General features: G+C 63.4%; 12 protein-coding genes. 4 read left to right on the top strand and 8 right to left on the bottom strand.

What is annotated here, in order from left to right; translation table 11 throughout:
• Positions 1-54: 54 nt before the first annotated feature.
• On the bottom strand, positions 55-1,986 hold the full coding sequence (locus tag PEP31012_RS11210; RefSeq protein ID WP_150589429.1) for an acetyl/propionyl/methylcrotonyl-CoA carboxylase subunit alpha: 1,932 nt from the start codon (positions 1,984-1,986) through the stop codon (positions 55-57).
• Between the two features lie 56 nt (positions 1,987-2,042).
• The gene (locus tag PEP31012_RS11205) at positions 2,043-3,668 is read right to left on the bottom strand and encodes an acyl-CoA carboxylase subunit beta (protein WP_150589428.1); all 1,626 of its coding nucleotides are present in this window, start codon (positions 3,666-3,668) and stop codon (positions 2,043-2,045) included.
• A gap of 194 nt (positions 3,669-3,862) precedes the next feature.
• Between PEP31012_RS11205 and PEP31012_RS11200 the strand changes: the two genes are divergently transcribed.
• Positions 3,863-4,639, top strand: coding sequence for an IclR family transcriptional regulator (locus PEP31012_RS11200; protein WP_174978201.1), 777 nt, complete (start codon positions 3,863-3,865; stop codon positions 4,637-4,639).
• 81 nt (positions 4,640-4,720) lie between these two features.
• Here the strand turns inward: PEP31012_RS11200 and PEP31012_RS11195 are convergent, their stop codons facing one another.
• Together PEP31012_RS11195 and PEP31012_RS11190 are read right to left on the bottom strand one after the other, a co-directional pair.
• A complete protein-coding gene (locus PEP31012_RS11195) occupies positions 4,721-5,533 on the bottom strand; it encodes an IclR family transcriptional regulator (RefSeq protein WP_150589426.1) in 813 nt (270 codons plus the stop codon).
• A 171-nt stretch (positions 5,534-5,704) separates the two neighbouring features.
• Positions 5,705-6,271, bottom strand: coding sequence for a VOC family protein (locus tag PEP31012_RS11190; protein WP_150589425.1), 567 nt, complete (start codon positions 6,269-6,271; stop codon positions 5,705-5,707).
• Between the two features lie 145 nt (positions 6,272-6,416).
• Here PEP31012_RS11190 and PEP31012_RS11185 point away from each other — a divergent pair, with 145 nt between their 5' ends.
• From PEP31012_RS11185 to PEP31012_RS11175, 3 genes are all read left to right on the top strand, one after another.
• Positions 6,417-7,268: a fumarylacetoacetate hydrolase family protein gene (locus tag PEP31012_RS11185; protein WP_150589424.1), complete on the top strand. Its 852-nt coding sequence runs from the start codon at positions 6,417-6,419 to the stop codon at positions 7,266-7,268.
• A 56-nt stretch (positions 7,269-7,324) separates the two neighbouring features.
• Positions 7,325-8,848, top strand: coding sequence for a bifunctional 3-(3-hydroxy-phenyl)propionate/3-hydroxycinnamic acid hydroxylase MhpA (gene mhpA / locus PEP31012_RS11180; RefSeq protein ID WP_150589423.1), 1,524 nt, complete (start codon positions 7,325-7,327; stop codon positions 8,846-8,848).
• An 84-nt stretch (positions 8,849-8,932) separates the two neighbouring features.
• Positions 8,933-10,279 (top strand): MFS transporter, encoded by a 1,347-nt coding sequence (locus tag PEP31012_RS11175; RefSeq protein ID WP_150589422.1) that lies wholly within the window; start codon positions 8,933-8,935, stop codon positions 10,277-10,279.
• 69 nt (positions 10,280-10,348) lie between these two features.
• Here the strand turns inward: PEP31012_RS11175 and PEP31012_RS11170 are convergent, their stop codons facing one another.
• The 4 genes from PEP31012_RS11170 to PEP31012_RS11155 form a co-directional block, all read right to left on the bottom strand.
• Positions 10,349-11,221 (bottom strand): isocitrate lyase/PEP mutase family protein, encoded by an 873-nt coding sequence (locus PEP31012_RS11170; protein WP_174978200.1) that lies wholly within the window; start codon positions 11,219-11,221, stop codon positions 10,349-10,351.
• A gap of 95 nt (positions 11,222-11,316) precedes the next feature.
• On the bottom strand, positions 11,317-12,714 hold the full coding sequence (locus tag PEP31012_RS11165) for an MFS transporter (protein WP_150589420.1): 1,398 nt from the start codon (positions 12,712-12,714) through the stop codon (positions 11,317-11,319).
• A gap of 58 nt (positions 12,715-12,772) precedes the next feature.
• Positions 12,773-13,477 carry a GntR family transcriptional regulator gene (locus tag PEP31012_RS11160; protein ID WP_150589419.1) on the bottom strand — a complete coding sequence of 235 codons (705 nt, stop codon included), beginning with the start codon at positions 13,475-13,477 and terminating at the stop codon, positions 12,773-12,775.
• 247 nt (positions 13,478-13,724) lie between these two features.
• Complete coding sequence (locus tag PEP31012_RS11155; protein ID WP_150589418.1) at positions 13,725-15,290, bottom strand: complex I subunit 4 family protein; 1,566 nt, start codon at positions 15,288-15,290, stop codon at positions 13,725-13,727.
• Positions 15,291-15,501 lie beyond the last annotated feature (211 nt).

Raw genomic sequence — 15,501 nt, 5'->3', positions numbered from 1 at the left:
GCATTTGCATCGTATGAAGGGGTTTGGCGTGCGGCATGGTCGCTGTCCAGACGCTCAAGCGGTCGGCTCGAATTCGAGCAGCACCTTGCCTGTCGCCACCGACTGCCCGACGTCGATCAACACGCTGCGCACGATGGCGGCTGCCGGCGCAATCACCGTGTGCTCCATCTTCATCGCCTCGATGGTGAGCAGCGCATCGCCCTCGGCAACACGCTGGCCAGCGCTCGCATACAGCGCAACGACCCGGCCGTTGGATGGCGCGCGCAAACGGCCGTCGCCCTCGCCATCGCTGGCCGTCGCCCCCACATACGTGCGATCGGCGAACGACCACGCATGGCCGTCGATCTGCACGTGGACCTGAGCGCCGGACTGCGTCCAGAACGCCTCGCGATCGACGCCGCCGAACGAGAAGCGCACGCGTGGGTGCTCGACCTCGCAGGCGTCGAAGGTGATCGAGTGCGCATCCGCCTCGATGCACAACCCGCGCTCGCCGCAGGGCGCGACAGACAGGCAGTACGCACCACCGGTGTCGTCGGCGAGGTGGATGACCGAGCCGCGCCAGCCGCTCGCGCGTGTGCCCGGCGAGAGCACGGCGCCGGCTACCGCGAGCGCGAGCCACGGACTTTCGTCTTGTGGCACGAGCACGTCGTCCTTGTGTTCAATCAGAAAGCCGGTGTTCACGCCGCCCGCGACGAACGCAGGATGCTCAAGGCAGCGAATCAGCGCCTGCCGGTTCGTGCGAATGCCGAGCACGACCGTGTCGCGCAGTGCCTTGACCAGCGAGCGCCGCGCGTCCTCGCGCGTCTTGCCCGACCCGATCAGCTTTGCGAACATCGAGTCGTAATACGGCGAGACGACGAAGCCACTGCGCACCGCATGCTCCACGCGGATGCCGTCAGGCGGCACCCACAGGTCGATCGAACCGCTTTGCGGCAGGAAGCCGTTGCGCTCGTCCTCCGCGCACAGCCGCACTTCGATCGCATGACCGGCCAGACGCACGTCCTGTTGATCAAAATCGAGGGCTTCGCCCATCGCGACGCGCAGCTGCCATTCGACGAGATCGATGCCGGCGATGCATTCGGTAACCGGATGCTCGACCTGCAAGCGCGTATTCATCTCCATGAAATAGAACTCGCCCGACGCGTCGAGCAGAAACTCGAAAGTGCCCACACCCTCGTAGCCAAGCGCGATCGCTGCCGATACGGCCGCGCTGCCCATGCGCTCACGCGTTTCCACCGGTAGGCCGGGCGCGGGCGCTTCTTCGATCAGCTTCTGATGGCGACGCTGCACGGAGCAGTCGCGCTCGCCGAAATGCACGCCGTGACCGTAACGGTCGATGAGCACCTGGATTTCGATATGGCGCGGCTCACGCACCACCCGCTCGACGATCATGCGCTCGCTGCCGAAGGCCGCAAGCGCTTCGGATCGCGCCGACTCGAGCGCGCGCTGAAATCCGCCCGCCTCCTCGACGACGCGCATACCACGCCCGCCACCGCCCGCCGTCGCCTTGACAATCACCGGATAGCCGATTTGCGCTGCCGCTTCGGCAAGCGTGTCGGCATCCTGCTCCTCGCCGTCGTAGCCTGGGATGCAAGGCAGCCCCGCTTCGCGCATGAAAACCTTTGCCTCGGCCTTGTCCCCCATCACGCGAATGGCGTGCGCCGACGGGCCGACGAACGTCAGACCGGCGTCGGCGCAGGCCTGCGCGAACCCGGCGTTCTCCGACAGGAAGCCGTAGCCCGGATGAACGGCATCGGCGCCGGCCAGTTGCGCCGCCCGAAGGATCGTCGCAATGTTCAGGTAGGAAGCGGCGGCCGACGGCGCGCCGATGCCCACCGCGCGCGTCGCCATGTGCACGTGAGGTGAGTCCGCATCGGCATCGGAATACACCGCAACGGTTTCGATACCCATTGCGTGGGCGCTACGGATGACACGCGCGGCGATTTCTCCGCGATTGGCGATCAACAGCCGTTTGATACTGCTCATGGATTCCGGTCTCTGGATAAATTGGGTAGCCTGGCGGCGTGGCGCACCGACGGCCCTCATGGACGTGCGACGCCGAACTGCATCGGCACCAGCTGCCGGTGCTCGGCCGCCTCGCACAGCTCCAGCACCTGGGCCAGCACGCGGCGCGTATCGCGCGGATCGATGACCCCGTCATCGAGCACGTGCGCGCTCGTCGCGAACACGTCCATCTGACCTTCAAAGTTCTCGATCACCTTGCGGGAAATGGCCGCGAGCTTTTCTTCGTCCACCTCGCCGGTCTTGCGGAGCATTGCCGCGCGACTCACACTGACCATCGTCTGTGCGGCCTGCTCTGCCCCCATCACCGCGGTCTTCGCGTTCGGCCACGAAAAGCTGAAGCGCGGATGAAAGCCCTTGCCACACATTGCGTAGTGACCGGCCCCGAAGGACGCGCCGCAAAAGATCGTGATCTGAGGAACACTGGCGTTGCTGATCGCCTGGATCATCTTCGAACCGTGCTTGATGCTGCCCGCCTCCTCGAACGCGCGACCGACCATGAAGCCGGTGGTGTTGTTCAGATAGAGCAACGGCGTACGCGACTGACAGCACGCCTGAATAAAGTGTGTCGCCTTGGACGCGCCCGCCGGCTCGATCGGTCCATTGTTGGTAATGATGCCGACGGGCCGGCCTTGCACCGACGCGTGACCGCACACGGTCGCCGAGCCGTAGCGCGCACCAAATTCGCGGAAGTCGGAGTCGTCGACGATCCGCGCGATCACTTCGCGCATGTCGACCGGGCGGCGATGGTCGTCGGGCATTACGCCGAGCAATTCCTCCGCGCTGTAGCGCGGTTCGCGGAAATCCATCCGCTGCGACAACGGGGCGCGCGACGGCCAGTTCAAGGAACCGACGATTTCGCGCGCAAGGCGCAGCGCGTCCCGATCGTCTTCGGCCAGATAGTCGCCGAGCCCCGACACCGACGTATGCATCTCCGCACCACCGAGTTCTTCTTCGGTCGCGACCTCACCGGTCGCCGCCTTAAGCAACGCCGGCCCGGCAAGAAATGCGCGCGAGCGTCCGCGCACCAGCACGATGTAGTCCGACAACCCGGTCTGATACGCGCCGCCCGCGGTGGACGGGCCATGCGTGACCGTCACCACCGGAATGCCTGCTGCGGACAGGCGCGCGAGATTGCGAAACTTCTGCCCGCCGTTGACGAAATTTTCGACGCGATAGGCCAGCAGATTGGCACCGGCGCTCTCCACCAGTTGCACGAACGGCAGCCGGTTTTCCAGCGCGATTTCCTGAATGCGCAGCAGCTTCTCGAGGCCCTTCGGCTGGAACGCCCCGGCGTCAATGCCCGAATCGGTGACGCTCAGCATGCAGACAGTGCCCGCGATCGAGCCGATACCCGCGATCAGGCCGCCGCCCGCGATTTCCCGACCGTCCGCGCGCGCGGCGCCAAGACCGTAGCCGGCGATCGAACAAAGTTCGAGGAACGGCGCGCCCCTGTCCAACAGCAGGCTCAAGCGCTCGGCCGGCAAGAGCTGCCCGCGTTTGCGGAAGCGTGGCGCGGCGGCGGCCGACACCTCGCGCGTTGTCGCTTCAATGGTGCGGAGCCGTTCCAGCCGATCGATCATTGACCGCCGATGACGGGCAAAGGACTCGCTGGATGGCGCCAGAGTGGATTCAAACACTGACATGGGATCGCCTGCTGTGGATTTGATCTAAGTACATTTGCATCTGATGCAAACATGAGATATTCTTTTGTTTCGTTGAATTCTACGTATACCCACCTTAATTCCAAGATAAATCTGCAAATTAGCGGGTTAACACTGGTGCAAATAAAATAGAATCGTGATTTTGTTTGCAACTGATGCAATTAAAGGGAGAGCACATGAAAGCCAACTCACCCAATCCGATCGGAGCGATCGAAAAGGCCTGTCGGGTGCTCAAGGCGATGAGCGACGGCCGTAATGTCCGACTCGTGGACATCGCGGACTATTGCGGCCTGGATCGCTCGACCACGATGCGCGTGCTCGACATCCTGATTCGCGAAGGCATGGTGGCGCGCGACGCCGATTCCCGGCACTACCGGCTCGGTGCCGAGATCGTCAGAATCGCTAATGGCGTGGAGGAAGAGATCGACTGGCGCGCGATGGCGCGCCCGAGTCTGCTCAGGTTGAGCGGCGAGTTCGCGGACACGTCGCTGATGTCCGTGTTGAGCGGACTGGAGATGGTGTGCGTCGACCTGCAGATTGGCGAGTATCCGGTGCGCGCGAATTTTCAGGCGCTCGGCAGCCGCCGCACGTTAGGCGTGGGATCGAGCGGGCTCGCGGTGCTTGGCGCCATGCGCGACGCCGAGCGCGAGGCCGTGCTGGCGCAGATCGCCCCGCGCGTCACGCACTACCCGATGCTAACGGATACGTTTTTGCGTGAGGCGATCGCGCGCGTGCAGGAGAAAGGTTATGCCGTGTTGATCGATGCTGTCGTGCATCGAATGGGAGGGATCGCGGCGGCGATCCGCTCCCCGGACGGCGAGGTCATCGCCGCGGTGGCAATTTCCGCGTTATCGGAGCGCATTCTGGAGCGGGAGACCAAGCTTGCGACGGCGGTGAAAAAGGAGGCGGCTGCCATCGAGGCAGCACTCGCCAGCGCGAAGGCGCGCTTGTGAAGCACGACGTCGAGGAGATTGTGACGCCGGCGAGCGAATGGCACCGTCAAGCGTCCCTCCCCCATGACCGGCGGCCTTCGCTCACGCAGACCGTCTCGGGCGCGACGCCCCGTGCGATGACGCGACAGCTTCGGTCTGGTGACGCTCGATGACATCCCGCGTGCGCTGCGAAATCCGCGCCGCTGCCTCCTTGATCGATTCAACGAGCCGGTCGAGATTGGCGAACTGCAGACGTGGCGTCGGCACGATCACCGCGAGCGCGCCGACCGCCTCCCCTGAGTCGTCGGTAAACAGCGGCGACGCCAGCGCCGAAATCCCGACTTCGAGTTCGTCTTTCGAGAGATAAAAGCCCGCGCGCCGAATCTTGAGCAGCGATGCGCGAAAATCTTCCAAGGTCGCACCAAGTCCGCTCTGCCCGATGTCCTCGGGATATTGATCGAACAACACGGCGAGCTTCGCCTTGGGAAAGGTCGACAGGATCGCCTTTGACGCTGCACCGAGGAAAAGTGGGCGTGGACGCCCCCGACCGTATCTGAGATCAAGTGATGCGTCGTGCGTCTCCCGATGGGTGTCGACAAGCTCGTTCCCATACCACCGAGACATCACGATATCGAAGCCCGAATGCTCGCTCAGTTCGCGCATGATCGGTTGACCGACCGCGAGCAGCGGATCGGATACGCGCAAGTGATAGTCGAGCTTGATGATGCGAGGCCCAAGCCCGTAGTCTCCCCCCGCAAAACGCACGAGCAGGCCCGCATCGACAAGCTCTCGCACATAGCGGTAAGCCGTCGGAATCGAGCAATCGAGTTTCGCGCCAACGTCTTCGGCGGACAGAAACGGCCTGGTCTCGGAAAACAGATCAAGGATGGATAAGACTTTGGTGATGCTCGACATCGGGACAATGGATCCTGTGGACGTGAGTGAATTATAGCCAGAGCCCGCTGCCGCACGACCCTGCGCGTGCTTCGTCAAAGCACGCGCAGGGTCGGCACCTTCCGCCAGCGGCAACGGAAGTTCGCCCCCCTCCGGGCGGCAACGCCTATCACCATGCGTCCCGTTGCGCGATCACACAAGCCCCATGCGCGCAGCCATGTCCGCTTGCCAGACGCTTCTTGGCCGGAAGCCGGGCAGCGTACGGGCATGACGCTCGACATCCGCCATCAACTCGGCGTCTGCCAGACCGAAGTCGACCGGCACGCGCATCGGCTGGTCAACGTACCACGGCGTGTCGACGAACAGTTCCAGCCGATTGCCTTCCGGGTCCCGCGCATAGATCGAGACTGCATTGCCGTGGGTCACGGGACGGATTTCGTCGAGCCCCTCGGCTACGAACTTCTCGTGAAACTGCCGCAGCGTCGCGAGACTGTCCGCCTCCAGCGAAATCTGGTTGATCGGATTGAACGCCAGATGCGCCGGACGGCCGCTCGCCAGAACGATCTGATGGTGCACCGCCGGATCGCGGCTCAGAAACACCAACCGCACTTCGCCATTCGGCGTCTGTAGCTTGCCGCGATCAGTCACCGTGAACTCCAGCACCCGCGAATAGAAGTCCTCGACCCGCGCCATGTCGCTCACGTAGAAGCCCATGTGGCTCAACGAGAGACCCCGCCGCTTCTGCTTCATCCCTTCCATGCTTGTCTCCGATAGTGATAAACCCTGACGAAAAACACGTTGTTTCATTCGTTAAATATAGTTTATTCTCAAAATACGATAAACACACTAGTTTTTTATGGCGGTGTGCGGATCAAAACTACCGTTATTTATCATCGGAGCATCAATGAAACTCGTCAGCTTCTCCACCTCGCAGGGGTCTTCGTTCGGCATGGTTCGCGACGACGTTATCTTCGACCTCGGCAAGCGCCTTGACGGGCGCTTCGCGGATCTCAAGGCGCTGATTGCCGCCAACGCCTTCAGGGAAGCGGCCCAGTCCATCGAGGGCGCGCAGGCCGACCACGCGCTCGCGGACGTGACGTTGTTGCCGGTCATTCCCAATCCCGAGCAGATCTTCTGCGTGGGTCTGAATTACGCCGAGCACGTCAAGGAAACGCACCGCGAGGTGACCGAACAGCCCGTGATTTTCATGCGGCTGCCCGCCTCCCAGGTCGGCCACGCTCAGTCGATGCTGCGCCCGCCCGAGTCGCAGCAGTTCGACTACGAGGGCGAGATCGCGGTCATCATCGGCCGCGGTGGACGGCGCATCGCCGAAGCCGACGCGTGGCAGCACATCGCGGGCTATGCCTGCTACAACGATGGCTCCGTGCGTGACTGGCAGCGTCATACGACGCAATGGGGACCGGGCAAGAACTTCTACCGCACCGGCGCGTTCGGGCCGTGGATGGTCACCAGCGACGAGATCGCGCCGAACGCGCTGATGACGCTCGTCACCCGCCTGAATGGGCAGGAGGTGCAGCGGGCAACCACGGAGATGCTCATCCACGGCATCGCCAAGCAGATTGCCTATCTCTCGACGTTCACACCGCTTTTCGCCGGCGACGTGATCGTGACCGGCACGCCGGGCGGCGTGGGTGCAAAACGTAACCCGCCGCTGTTCATGAAACCGGGCGACGTGGTCGAAGTGGAAGTGGATCGCATTGGCGTGCTGTCCAATCCGATCACCGACGAGGCATAAGCGTCGTTGCCGGGTGCGGGGAGCCGCCCCCGGTGTCTCATCTGCAGGAAATGAACATGTCAAATCAAACGATTTCACCCCAGGCGTGCGACTACGATGTCGCGATCATCGGCCTCGGCCCCACCGGCGCCACGTTGGGCAATCTGCTCGCGATTCAGGGGTTGCGGGTGCTGGTGCTGGAGCGCGACAACGACATCTTTGCGCTGCCCCGCGCGGTGCATTTCGATGGCGAATGCATGCGCGTATTTCAGACAATCGGGATCGCCGATACCCTGCTCCCCAACCTGTTCGTCGGCCCGGGAATGAAGTTCGTGAACGCGCAAGGCAAGTTGCTGATCGACTGGCCGCGCCCGACCCACATTGGACCTCACGGCTGGTGTGCCAGCTACAAATTCCACCAGCCTGACCTGGAGAATGCACTGCGCGAGCGCCTGGCGCAGTATCCCAACGTCGAAGTCCGCCTGCGTCACGAGGTGTTTTCCCTCGATGAGACCACGCACGGCGTGCAAATCCGCTTCGAAGACACGCGTTGCGGCAAACTGGGGCGCGCGACGGCGCGATATGTCGTCGGGTGTGACGGCGCGCGCTCGATTGCGCGGCGCTTCATGGGCACCGAGCTGACGGATCTGAAATCACATGAACGTTGGGTCGTGGTCGACGTGATGCTCAATGCGCCGCGGCCTGAACTGGGCGACGTCTCGATTCAGTATTGCGATCCGGCGCGGCCGACCACCTATACGCGAGGCCCGGGCAACCGTCGTCGTTGGGAAATCATGGTGATGCCTGGCGACGATTCGACGCAACTCACGACCCCGGAATGGCTGTGGGACAAGCTCGCTCGCTGGATCTCGCCCGCCGATGCACGGCTTGAGCGCTCAGCCGTCTACACGTTTCATTCTGTCGTCGCCAACGGTTGGCGCCGTGGCCGCTTGCTGCTCGCAGGAGATGCCGCGCACCAGACGCCGCCCTTCATGGGCCAAGGCATGGCCGCCGGCATTCGTGACGCGTCGAATCTCGCCTGGAAGCTTGGCGTCGTGCTTCGCGGCGAAGCCGCCGACGACCTTCTCGACACATACGAATCGGAACGCTCGCCGCATGTGCGCGAGTTTATCGAGACCGCCGTTCAGCTCGGTGCCGTCATACAGACCACTCACCCGGAACTTGCAAACGCGCGCGACGACGAGATGGCCGACGCCATCCGCAATTTTGTCACGCCGCAACCGAAGCTTGGTCCTGGCGAGTGGGTGGACGACGCCTCGGGCACGGCGGGACAGATTGCACCGCAGCCGCGTCTGCATGACGGCCGTCGGCTTGACGACATCGTCGGCTATCGATTCGCACTGATTGCCTTACCGGAGTTGCTCGGCGAATGCCCGGACCTGCCCGACCAGGCGGCCCGCGCCGATGTCCAGCTCATCGCGAGCGAGGATGCATCGATCCGAGCGTGGCTCAGGTCGACCGGCGCCGTCGCCCAATTGGTGCGCCCCGACCGATACGTGTTCGGTGTCGCGCCTGACCGGCATGCCCTGAGACACCTGCTCGAACAAGCACGGCCCCATCAGCACACGGCAACCGCCTGATCGGCTGCCATCGGGCGGCCGTTACGCAACACCACCGTGCGTATACGTCATTGGACAAAGAAGCCAACCTTTCCTGGAGAAGTCATGGAGACAACCCGCAACCCCGTCGGCGAAGTCAGCCGCCCGCAACCCGCCGGTCTGACACGGTCGCAATGGAAGATGATTCTCATCGCGAGCCTGGGCGGCTCACTGGAGTTTTACGACTTCATTGTGTACGGCTTTTTTGCGCAGTACATCGCCGCGCAGTTCTTTCCGAACGCGTCGGCGCTGTTGAGCATGCTCGCCGCCTACTCCGTGCTGGCCATCGGCTATGTGATTCGACCGCTCGGCGGCATCGTGCTGAGTAGCTGGGGAGATCGTTATGGCCGCCGGCCGGTCTTTCTCGGCTCCATCGTTGTCGTGACCACCGCGACGATTTGCCTGGGTCTGCTGCCGAACTACGCGCACTGGGGGATCACCGCATCGATTCTGCTGATCGTCCTGCGCATGCTTCAGGGGTTCTGTGTCGGGGGTGAAATGCCCGGCGCCATTACCTATGCCGTGGAAGCCGCGCCACATCGCGCCGGCCTGGCCGCCGGCGTCATCATCTGCGCGGTGAACGTGGGCGTGTTGCTCGCGACTGTCGTCAACCTCGTCATTCAGAGTTCCCTGTCGAGCGCGGATGCCGCGGCGTATGGCTGGCGCGTCGCCTTTTTGTTCGGCGGTGTCTGCGGCATCGTGTCGTACTGGATGCGACGCAACCTCGACGAGTCGCCAGAGTTCAAGAAGATGCAAGGGGCCGTCATCAAGCAACCGTTTCGCGAAACGCTCCGGCACCACGGTAAATCGGTCGTCGCTGCGGCGCTCACGATCGCGGTCATGGCCGGTGTCAATGGCATCCTGTACGGACACATGCCGGCTTACCTGGTGCAACAACTTCACTATGCGCCCCGGACGGCGGCGATCGCCCAGAACGCCTATCTGATCGTCAGTTCGTTTGGCTTGCTCGCCGCGGGATGGCTTGGCGACAAGGTGCCGCGCCGGTATCTTCTGCGTGCGTCGGCCGCGCTGCTGGTGGTATTGAGTTATCCGTTCTATTACGCGCTGGTCGGCCACACCGTAAATCTGGTGACGCTCTTCATCCTCGCGGCGGTGGTCTTCTCGCTCGCCAGCGGTACGTGGGCGTCCGTGCTTGCCGATCAGTTCCCGGTCCAGGTGCGGTTCAGCGGCATCGCACTGTCGTATAACGCCTCGGTCCTCGTCTTCAGCGGTTTCGCGCCGTTACTGGCGACCATGCTGATCCGCGAGACCGGATCACTGGCCGCGCCGGCGTACTTCGTGATCGGGGCCTGCGGTATCGCGTTGCTCGCGAGCTTTGGCCTACCCGCCAGCCGATCGATGTCGCCGCGCGGATTGCCGACCGATCAACTCAACGGCGAGCCGTCGCGCTGACCCGTCAACGCCACACCACCGCGAGGATGGCGCAGGCCACGTAGTTCGGCTGCGCCGTCGCGCACTCACTCAGTCCGCGTGAGCCCGATCGAACGCCCACACTTCCGGAAAGCCCATCAACTCGCACATTTGCGAGAACGGATACAGCGCGTTGTCGATGCCCATCGTGCCCTTGCCGGCCTTGATCTGTGCGTACGCGTGCTCAAGGGCCTGCGCGGCAGCCAGGAAGCCCGTCGCCGGATAGATCGCGATGGAGAACCCGAGCGACTGCAATTGCGCTGGCGACAGCTGCGGTGTACGTCCGCCCTCGACGATATTGCACAGCAGCGGCACGTCAAACGATTTGCCGATGGTCTCCAGTTCCTCCACGCTCTCGGGCGACTCGATGAACAGGACGTCTGCCCCCGCCTTTACATAGGCCTCGCCTCGGCGCAATGCCTCATCCAAGCCGAGCGACGTGCGGGCGTCGGTGCGTGCCACGATCTGGAAGTTCGCGTCGTCGCGCGTCTGCGCCGCGACCTGAATCTTCTTGACCATGTCGCCGGCCGGAATCACCCGGCGACCCGGCGTGTGGCCGCACTTCTTCGGAAACTCCTGGTCTTCGAGCTGAATGCCTGCCGCCCCCGCGCGCTCGTAACCGCGCACCGTGTGCATGACATTGAGCAACCCGCCGTAGCCGGTGTCGCCATCGCAGATCAACGGCGTGCGGCTGTTGCCGCAGAACGCCGTCACACGATTGACCATGTCGGTATAGGTCGCCAGGCCAGCATCGGGCACGCCCAGATACGAGGCCACCGTACCGAAACCGGTCATGTAGAGGCAGTCGAACTGCATCGCGTCGGCCATCGCAACCGAGATCATGTCGTAGATGCCCGGCGCGACGACAATGTCTTGCCGAGCCAGTTTCGCTTTGAGTTGACTGCGTTTGTCTTGGGCGTTCATCACAATTCCAATATGTCAGTGAAGCAAGATTGCCGCCGCGCGGAGGTCTGGACCCGCGCGTCGTTTCTAATCTGGACGCTGTATTGCGCCAGACGTCAGCGTTGCGATTTCCCGGAGAATTCCGACTCGCCGAGACCGGCCGTACCCGGCGCGCCCGCGTTCGGTGCGATGTCCTCGAGCGAGCGGCGGTTGGTCTCGATGCCAAACAGCGCAAGCACGATCGACATGGCCGCCAACACGCAGGCGATCGTTGTGAGTACCTGCTGGATACCGCCGGACGCGTAGAGTGCGACGACCATCTGCGGCGCGAGAATGCCGGCGATCCGGCCGGCACAGCCCGCCACGCCGTTGCCGCGCATGCGGTTTTCCGTCGCGAAAAGTTCGGGGCAATAGGTTGCGATCCCGAGCGCCACCATCAGATACGTCAGCGTGAACAGCAGGAAGCCGAGCACGGTCGCCATCTCCACGCTGCTCGAGTGACCATAGGCCCACCCCACCACCGCGGCGAGTGCCGACACCGCGATCATGCCGTTCTTGCGGCCGATGCGATCGGCCACGAGCACGCCCACCAGCGCGCCGGCCGGACCGCCGAGCGACATCAACGTGGTGTAGCCGAGCGACGACGCCATGCCGATCCCCTGCTTCATCAGGAACGTCGGCACCCAGACGATGAAGCCGTAGATCACCACGTTGACACCAATCTGCACACAGATCGCCACGACCGTGCGACGCAGTTGCGCGGGGGAAAACAGGTCCAGCAACGTGGTCGGCCGCGTGGCGACCGGCGGCGTCTGGCGCACCGGAGGCAATACGCCGCCGCGCGCCGACTCGGCTTCGGCCGCGCGCAGGATCGCATCGGCCTCGTCGAACCGTCCCTTCGATTCCAGCCAGCGCGGCGATTCGGGCATCCTCGCGCGCACGAACCACATGATCAGGGCGCCCACGCCCACGATCGCGAACATCGCGCGCCAGCCAATCGAGGGGATGATCAGATAACCGAGAAAGGTGGAGAAAAACAACGCCGAATTCGTGATCAGCGACAGGTATGCCGACCACTTGCCGCGCACGGCAGGCGGCACGAATTCCCCGAGCGAGCCGTAGCCGACCACGATCTCCGCGCCAAGCCCGAGTCCCATGAAGAAACGACACACGATCAGCCACGTCATGTTGGGTGCGAACGCACCGGCCAGCGACGCCAGACCAAAGATCGCCAGGTTGAACTGATAGGTGAACTTGCGCCCCTTGCGATCGCCCAGCACGCCGGCCGTCAACGCGCCGAGCAACATGCCGACAAAGGTCGCCGACAGAAACGTGGCGTTGAGCTGCATCGTCGACCATCCACTCTTGGCCAGGGCGCCCAGCACGCCGCCGGCCAGGTAGATGTCGAACGAATCGAGGAACATGCCGCCCCCGATCAACCACAGGATCCGGCGATGAAAGCCGGAGATGGGCAGCCGGTCCAGCCGGGGCCCTGCGTTTATCGAACTCAACATGCGCTGTCTCCTCCGTCGTGATCGACGTGATGTTTTCGGGTACGGCTGATGGAACCGGCTAATCCCCTGTCAACGCGGGCGCGACGGCGCCGTCGGCCAACGTGCGTGGCACACGGCCAAGCACCACGCTCTGGGCCGCCGCGATGTGACAGCGCACGATCGCCTCGGCCCAGACGCCGTTGCGTTGTGCAAACGCGTCGACGATCTCGAGGTGCTGGCGCGCGCTGCGCTCACGGTGTTCGGGGTTGTAGGTGTCGAACGTCCACTTGACCAGTGGCGTCTCTTTCATCGATTTGAGCGAGCGGTCGAGCCGGCCATTGCCAGCGCCGCCGCTGATGAGCGCGTGGAAGGCATCGTTGAGCGCGAACCAGCGTTCGGTCAACTCGGCTGTCGGCGGCTCGCGCGCAATGTCGAACATCGTCACAGCCAGTTCGCGCAGCCGGGCCACATCGTCGTCGGTCGCGCGCTGCGCCGCACGCCCCGCCAGATAGGGCTCGATCAGCAACCGCGCCTCGAAAATCTCGCGCGCGTCCTGCTCGGTCCATGCGCGCACGCGCACGCCATAGTTGGGCACCGCTTCCACCCAACCCTCCGCATCGAGCCGGCGCAACGCCTCGCGCACGGGCGTGCGGCTCACGCCGAAGCGCTCTGCCAGTTGTGTCTCACGCAGATACTGGCCCGCGGCGTACTCATGTTCGGCCAGCGCGGTCTTGATGGCCAGGTAGACGTCGGCGGAGGAAAGCGTGAGCGGCGTAGACGACATTGTATGCAATGTTTCCAAATAATCAGAGATACCCAGTGGCATCCGGCGAATTTTGTAAACATTGTATGCAATGTGACGAATTGCAGGATCGGTAATTCCCCCTAGACATTTCCTTGCGCCGGCAGCAATGGCTTCTGCGCGTCGTGCCAGGTTCGCGGCGCCCGGGGTCTGGCCTGCACGTTGTGCGCCGCCAAAAAACAAACGGGCGCCGCATGGCGCCCGTTTGGACGAATCCTGCCGCGACCGATCAGGCGGCGGGCTGTTCGCCCTTCACCCTCACTGCCGCGTGACCGGCAGTGACACCGTGACGACGTCCCGCCATCTCGTCGCGGCCCGAATCGTTCGCGGGCAGGCGATGCTGCTCGATGTCCTGCACCACCTGTACGGCCGTCACATCGATGCCGTCGGTCAGCGGCTTCGGATCGAGGCCGATACCCAGCACCATCACCGCCATCGCCCCAAGCAGCGCAAACTCACGACGGCTTACATCCTTGAGCGATGCGACACGCGCATTCCCCACGCGTCCGAAAATCACCCGCTTGACCATCCACAACGTGTAAGCCGCGCTCAACACCAGCGTCAGCGACGCCAATGCGCCGATCCAGAAATTAACCTTGATCGCGCCCATCAGCACGAGGAACTCGCCAACGAAGCCGGACGTCCCCGGCATCCCCACGTTCGCCATCGAGAACAACATCGCGAACGCCGCGAAGCGCGGCATCGTGGCGGCCACGCCGCCATAAGCGTCAATCGACGCGCTGGACGTGCGGTCGTACAACATCCCCGTGCACAACAGCATCGCGCCCGAGACAATGCCGTACGAAATCATCTGCATCACGGCGCCGTCGGTCCCCATCTCGGAGAACAGGAACAGCCCCAGCGTTACCAAGCCCATGTGCGCGACGGCCGAGTACGCCAGCAGCTTGCGCAGATCCGTTTGCACCAGCGCCACCAGGCTCGCGTAAATCACGGCAACCAGCGACAGCAGGACCATGAGCGGCGCAAGGAAATGACTCGCATCGGGCAGCAACGGCAGATTGAATCGAAGCAACCCATAGCCGCCGAGCTTGAGCATGCCGAGCATGACCGCGGCACCGGTCGGCCCGTCGAGATGCACCTCGGGCAACCAGGTATGCACGGGCCACATCGGCACCTTGACCGAGAACGCCCCGAGAAAGCCGATGAACAGCATCACCTGCACCGCCAGGGGCAGATGCAGCGTCTGCCAGCTCGCGATCTCGAAGCTCTGCGTCTGCATATACAGATAGAGCATCGAGAGGAGCATCATCAGCGAACCGGTCAGCGAGAAGAAAAAGAACTTCACGGCCGCGTGGGTGCGATTGGCGCGGCCATACACGCCGATGAGCAGATACAACGGCAGCAGAGTCGCTTCGAAGAAGACGAAGAACAGCATGCCGTCCTGCGCCGTAAAGACGCCCTGCATCAGCCCCGACAACACCAGGAAGCTGCCGAAGTACGAACTCACACGCGTCGTCACGGCGCGCCACGAGGCGAGCACGACGATGAGGGTCGTCACACCGGTGAGCACCACCAGCCACAGAGAAATGCCGTCGATGCCCACATGCCACGACGCATCGAACGAATCGATCCAGCGAAAGCGCTCGACAAACTGCAGACTGGCCACGTGGGTGCGAAACCCATGCACCAGCGGCACGATGGGCGCCGCCGATATCGCGGCCGCGATCAGTGATGTCCAACGTACGGTATTGGGATGACGATCCCGGCCCAGCAGCATGACGAGTGCGCCAGCCGCGATAGGAAGCCAGATGAGAAGGGACAAGATGGGAAGCATGGGGGGGTCCTGATGTGCTGCAACAAAAATTCAGCGCGAGAGCGCTATATCGACGCAGCCAGGGACGAACCTACCCCGCACGCATCGCAGGTCGCGATGCGCGCACATCAAGGCAAATCATGCCATCGGGAGGGGACGCCAGGCGCGGAGGCGTCAACGAAGGTGGCAAGCATACGCGCCTGAAAAACATTTTGCATCGCAACAATTTTAC

It is taken from the genome of Pandoraea eparura, from assembly GCF_902459725.1.
GTDB lineage: Bacteria > Pseudomonadota > Gammaproteobacteria > Burkholderiales > Burkholderiaceae > Pandoraea > Pandoraea eparura.
The sequence above is the reverse complement of the archived record's forward strand: the minus strand, read 5'-3'. Positions and strand labels throughout refer to the sequence as shown.

What these genes read in the sequence shown, in the direction of transcription:
- PEP31012_RS11160 (WP_150589419.1), bottom strand. Translation starts at nt 13,477, where the DNA reads ATGTCGTCTACGCCGCTCACGCTTTCCTCCGCCGACGTCTACCTGGCC.
- PEP31012_RS11195 (WP_150589426.1), bottom strand. Translation starts at nt 5,533, where the DNA reads ATGTCGAGCATCACCAAAGTCTTATCCATCCTTGATCTGTTTTCCGAG.
- mhpA (WP_150589423.1), top strand. Translation starts at nt 7,325, where the DNA reads ATGTCAAATCAAACGATTTCACCCCAGGCGTGCGACTACGATGTCGCG.
- PEP31012_RS11210 (WP_150589429.1), bottom strand. Translation starts at nt 1,986, where the DNA reads ATGAGCAGTATCAAACGGCTGTTGATCGCCAATCGCGGAGAAATCGCC.
- PEP31012_RS11155 (WP_150589418.1), bottom strand. Translation starts at nt 15,290, where the DNA reads ATGCTTCCCATCTTGTCCCTTCTCATCTGGCTTCCTATCGCGGCTGGC.
- PEP31012_RS11170 (WP_174978200.1), bottom strand. Translation starts at nt 11,221, where the DNA reads ATGAACGCCCAAGACAAACGCAGTCAACTCAAAGCGAAACTGGCTCGG.
- PEP31012_RS11185 (WP_150589424.1), top strand. Translation starts at nt 6,417, where the DNA reads ATGAAACTCGTCAGCTTCTCCACCTCGCAGGGGTCTTCGTTCGGCATG.
- PEP31012_RS11200 (WP_174978201.1), top strand. Translation starts at nt 3,863, where the DNA reads ATGAAAGCCAACTCACCCAATCCGATCGGAGCGATCGAAAAGGCCTGT.
- PEP31012_RS11205 (WP_150589428.1), bottom strand. Translation starts at nt 3,668, where the DNA reads ATGTCAGTGTTTGAATCCACTCTGGCGCCATCCAGCGAGTCCTTTGCC.
- PEP31012_RS11175 (WP_150589422.1), top strand. Translation starts at nt 8,933, where the DNA reads ATGGAGACAACCCGCAACCCCGTCGGCGAAGTCAGCCGCCCGCAACCC.
- PEP31012_RS11190 (WP_150589425.1), bottom strand. Translation starts at nt 6,271, where the DNA reads ATGGAAGGGATGAAGCAGAAGCGGCGGGGTCTCTCGTTGAGCCACATG.
- PEP31012_RS11165 (WP_150589420.1), bottom strand. Translation starts at nt 12,714, where the DNA reads ATGTTGAGTTCGATAAACGCAGGGCCCCGGCTGGACCGGCTGCCCATC.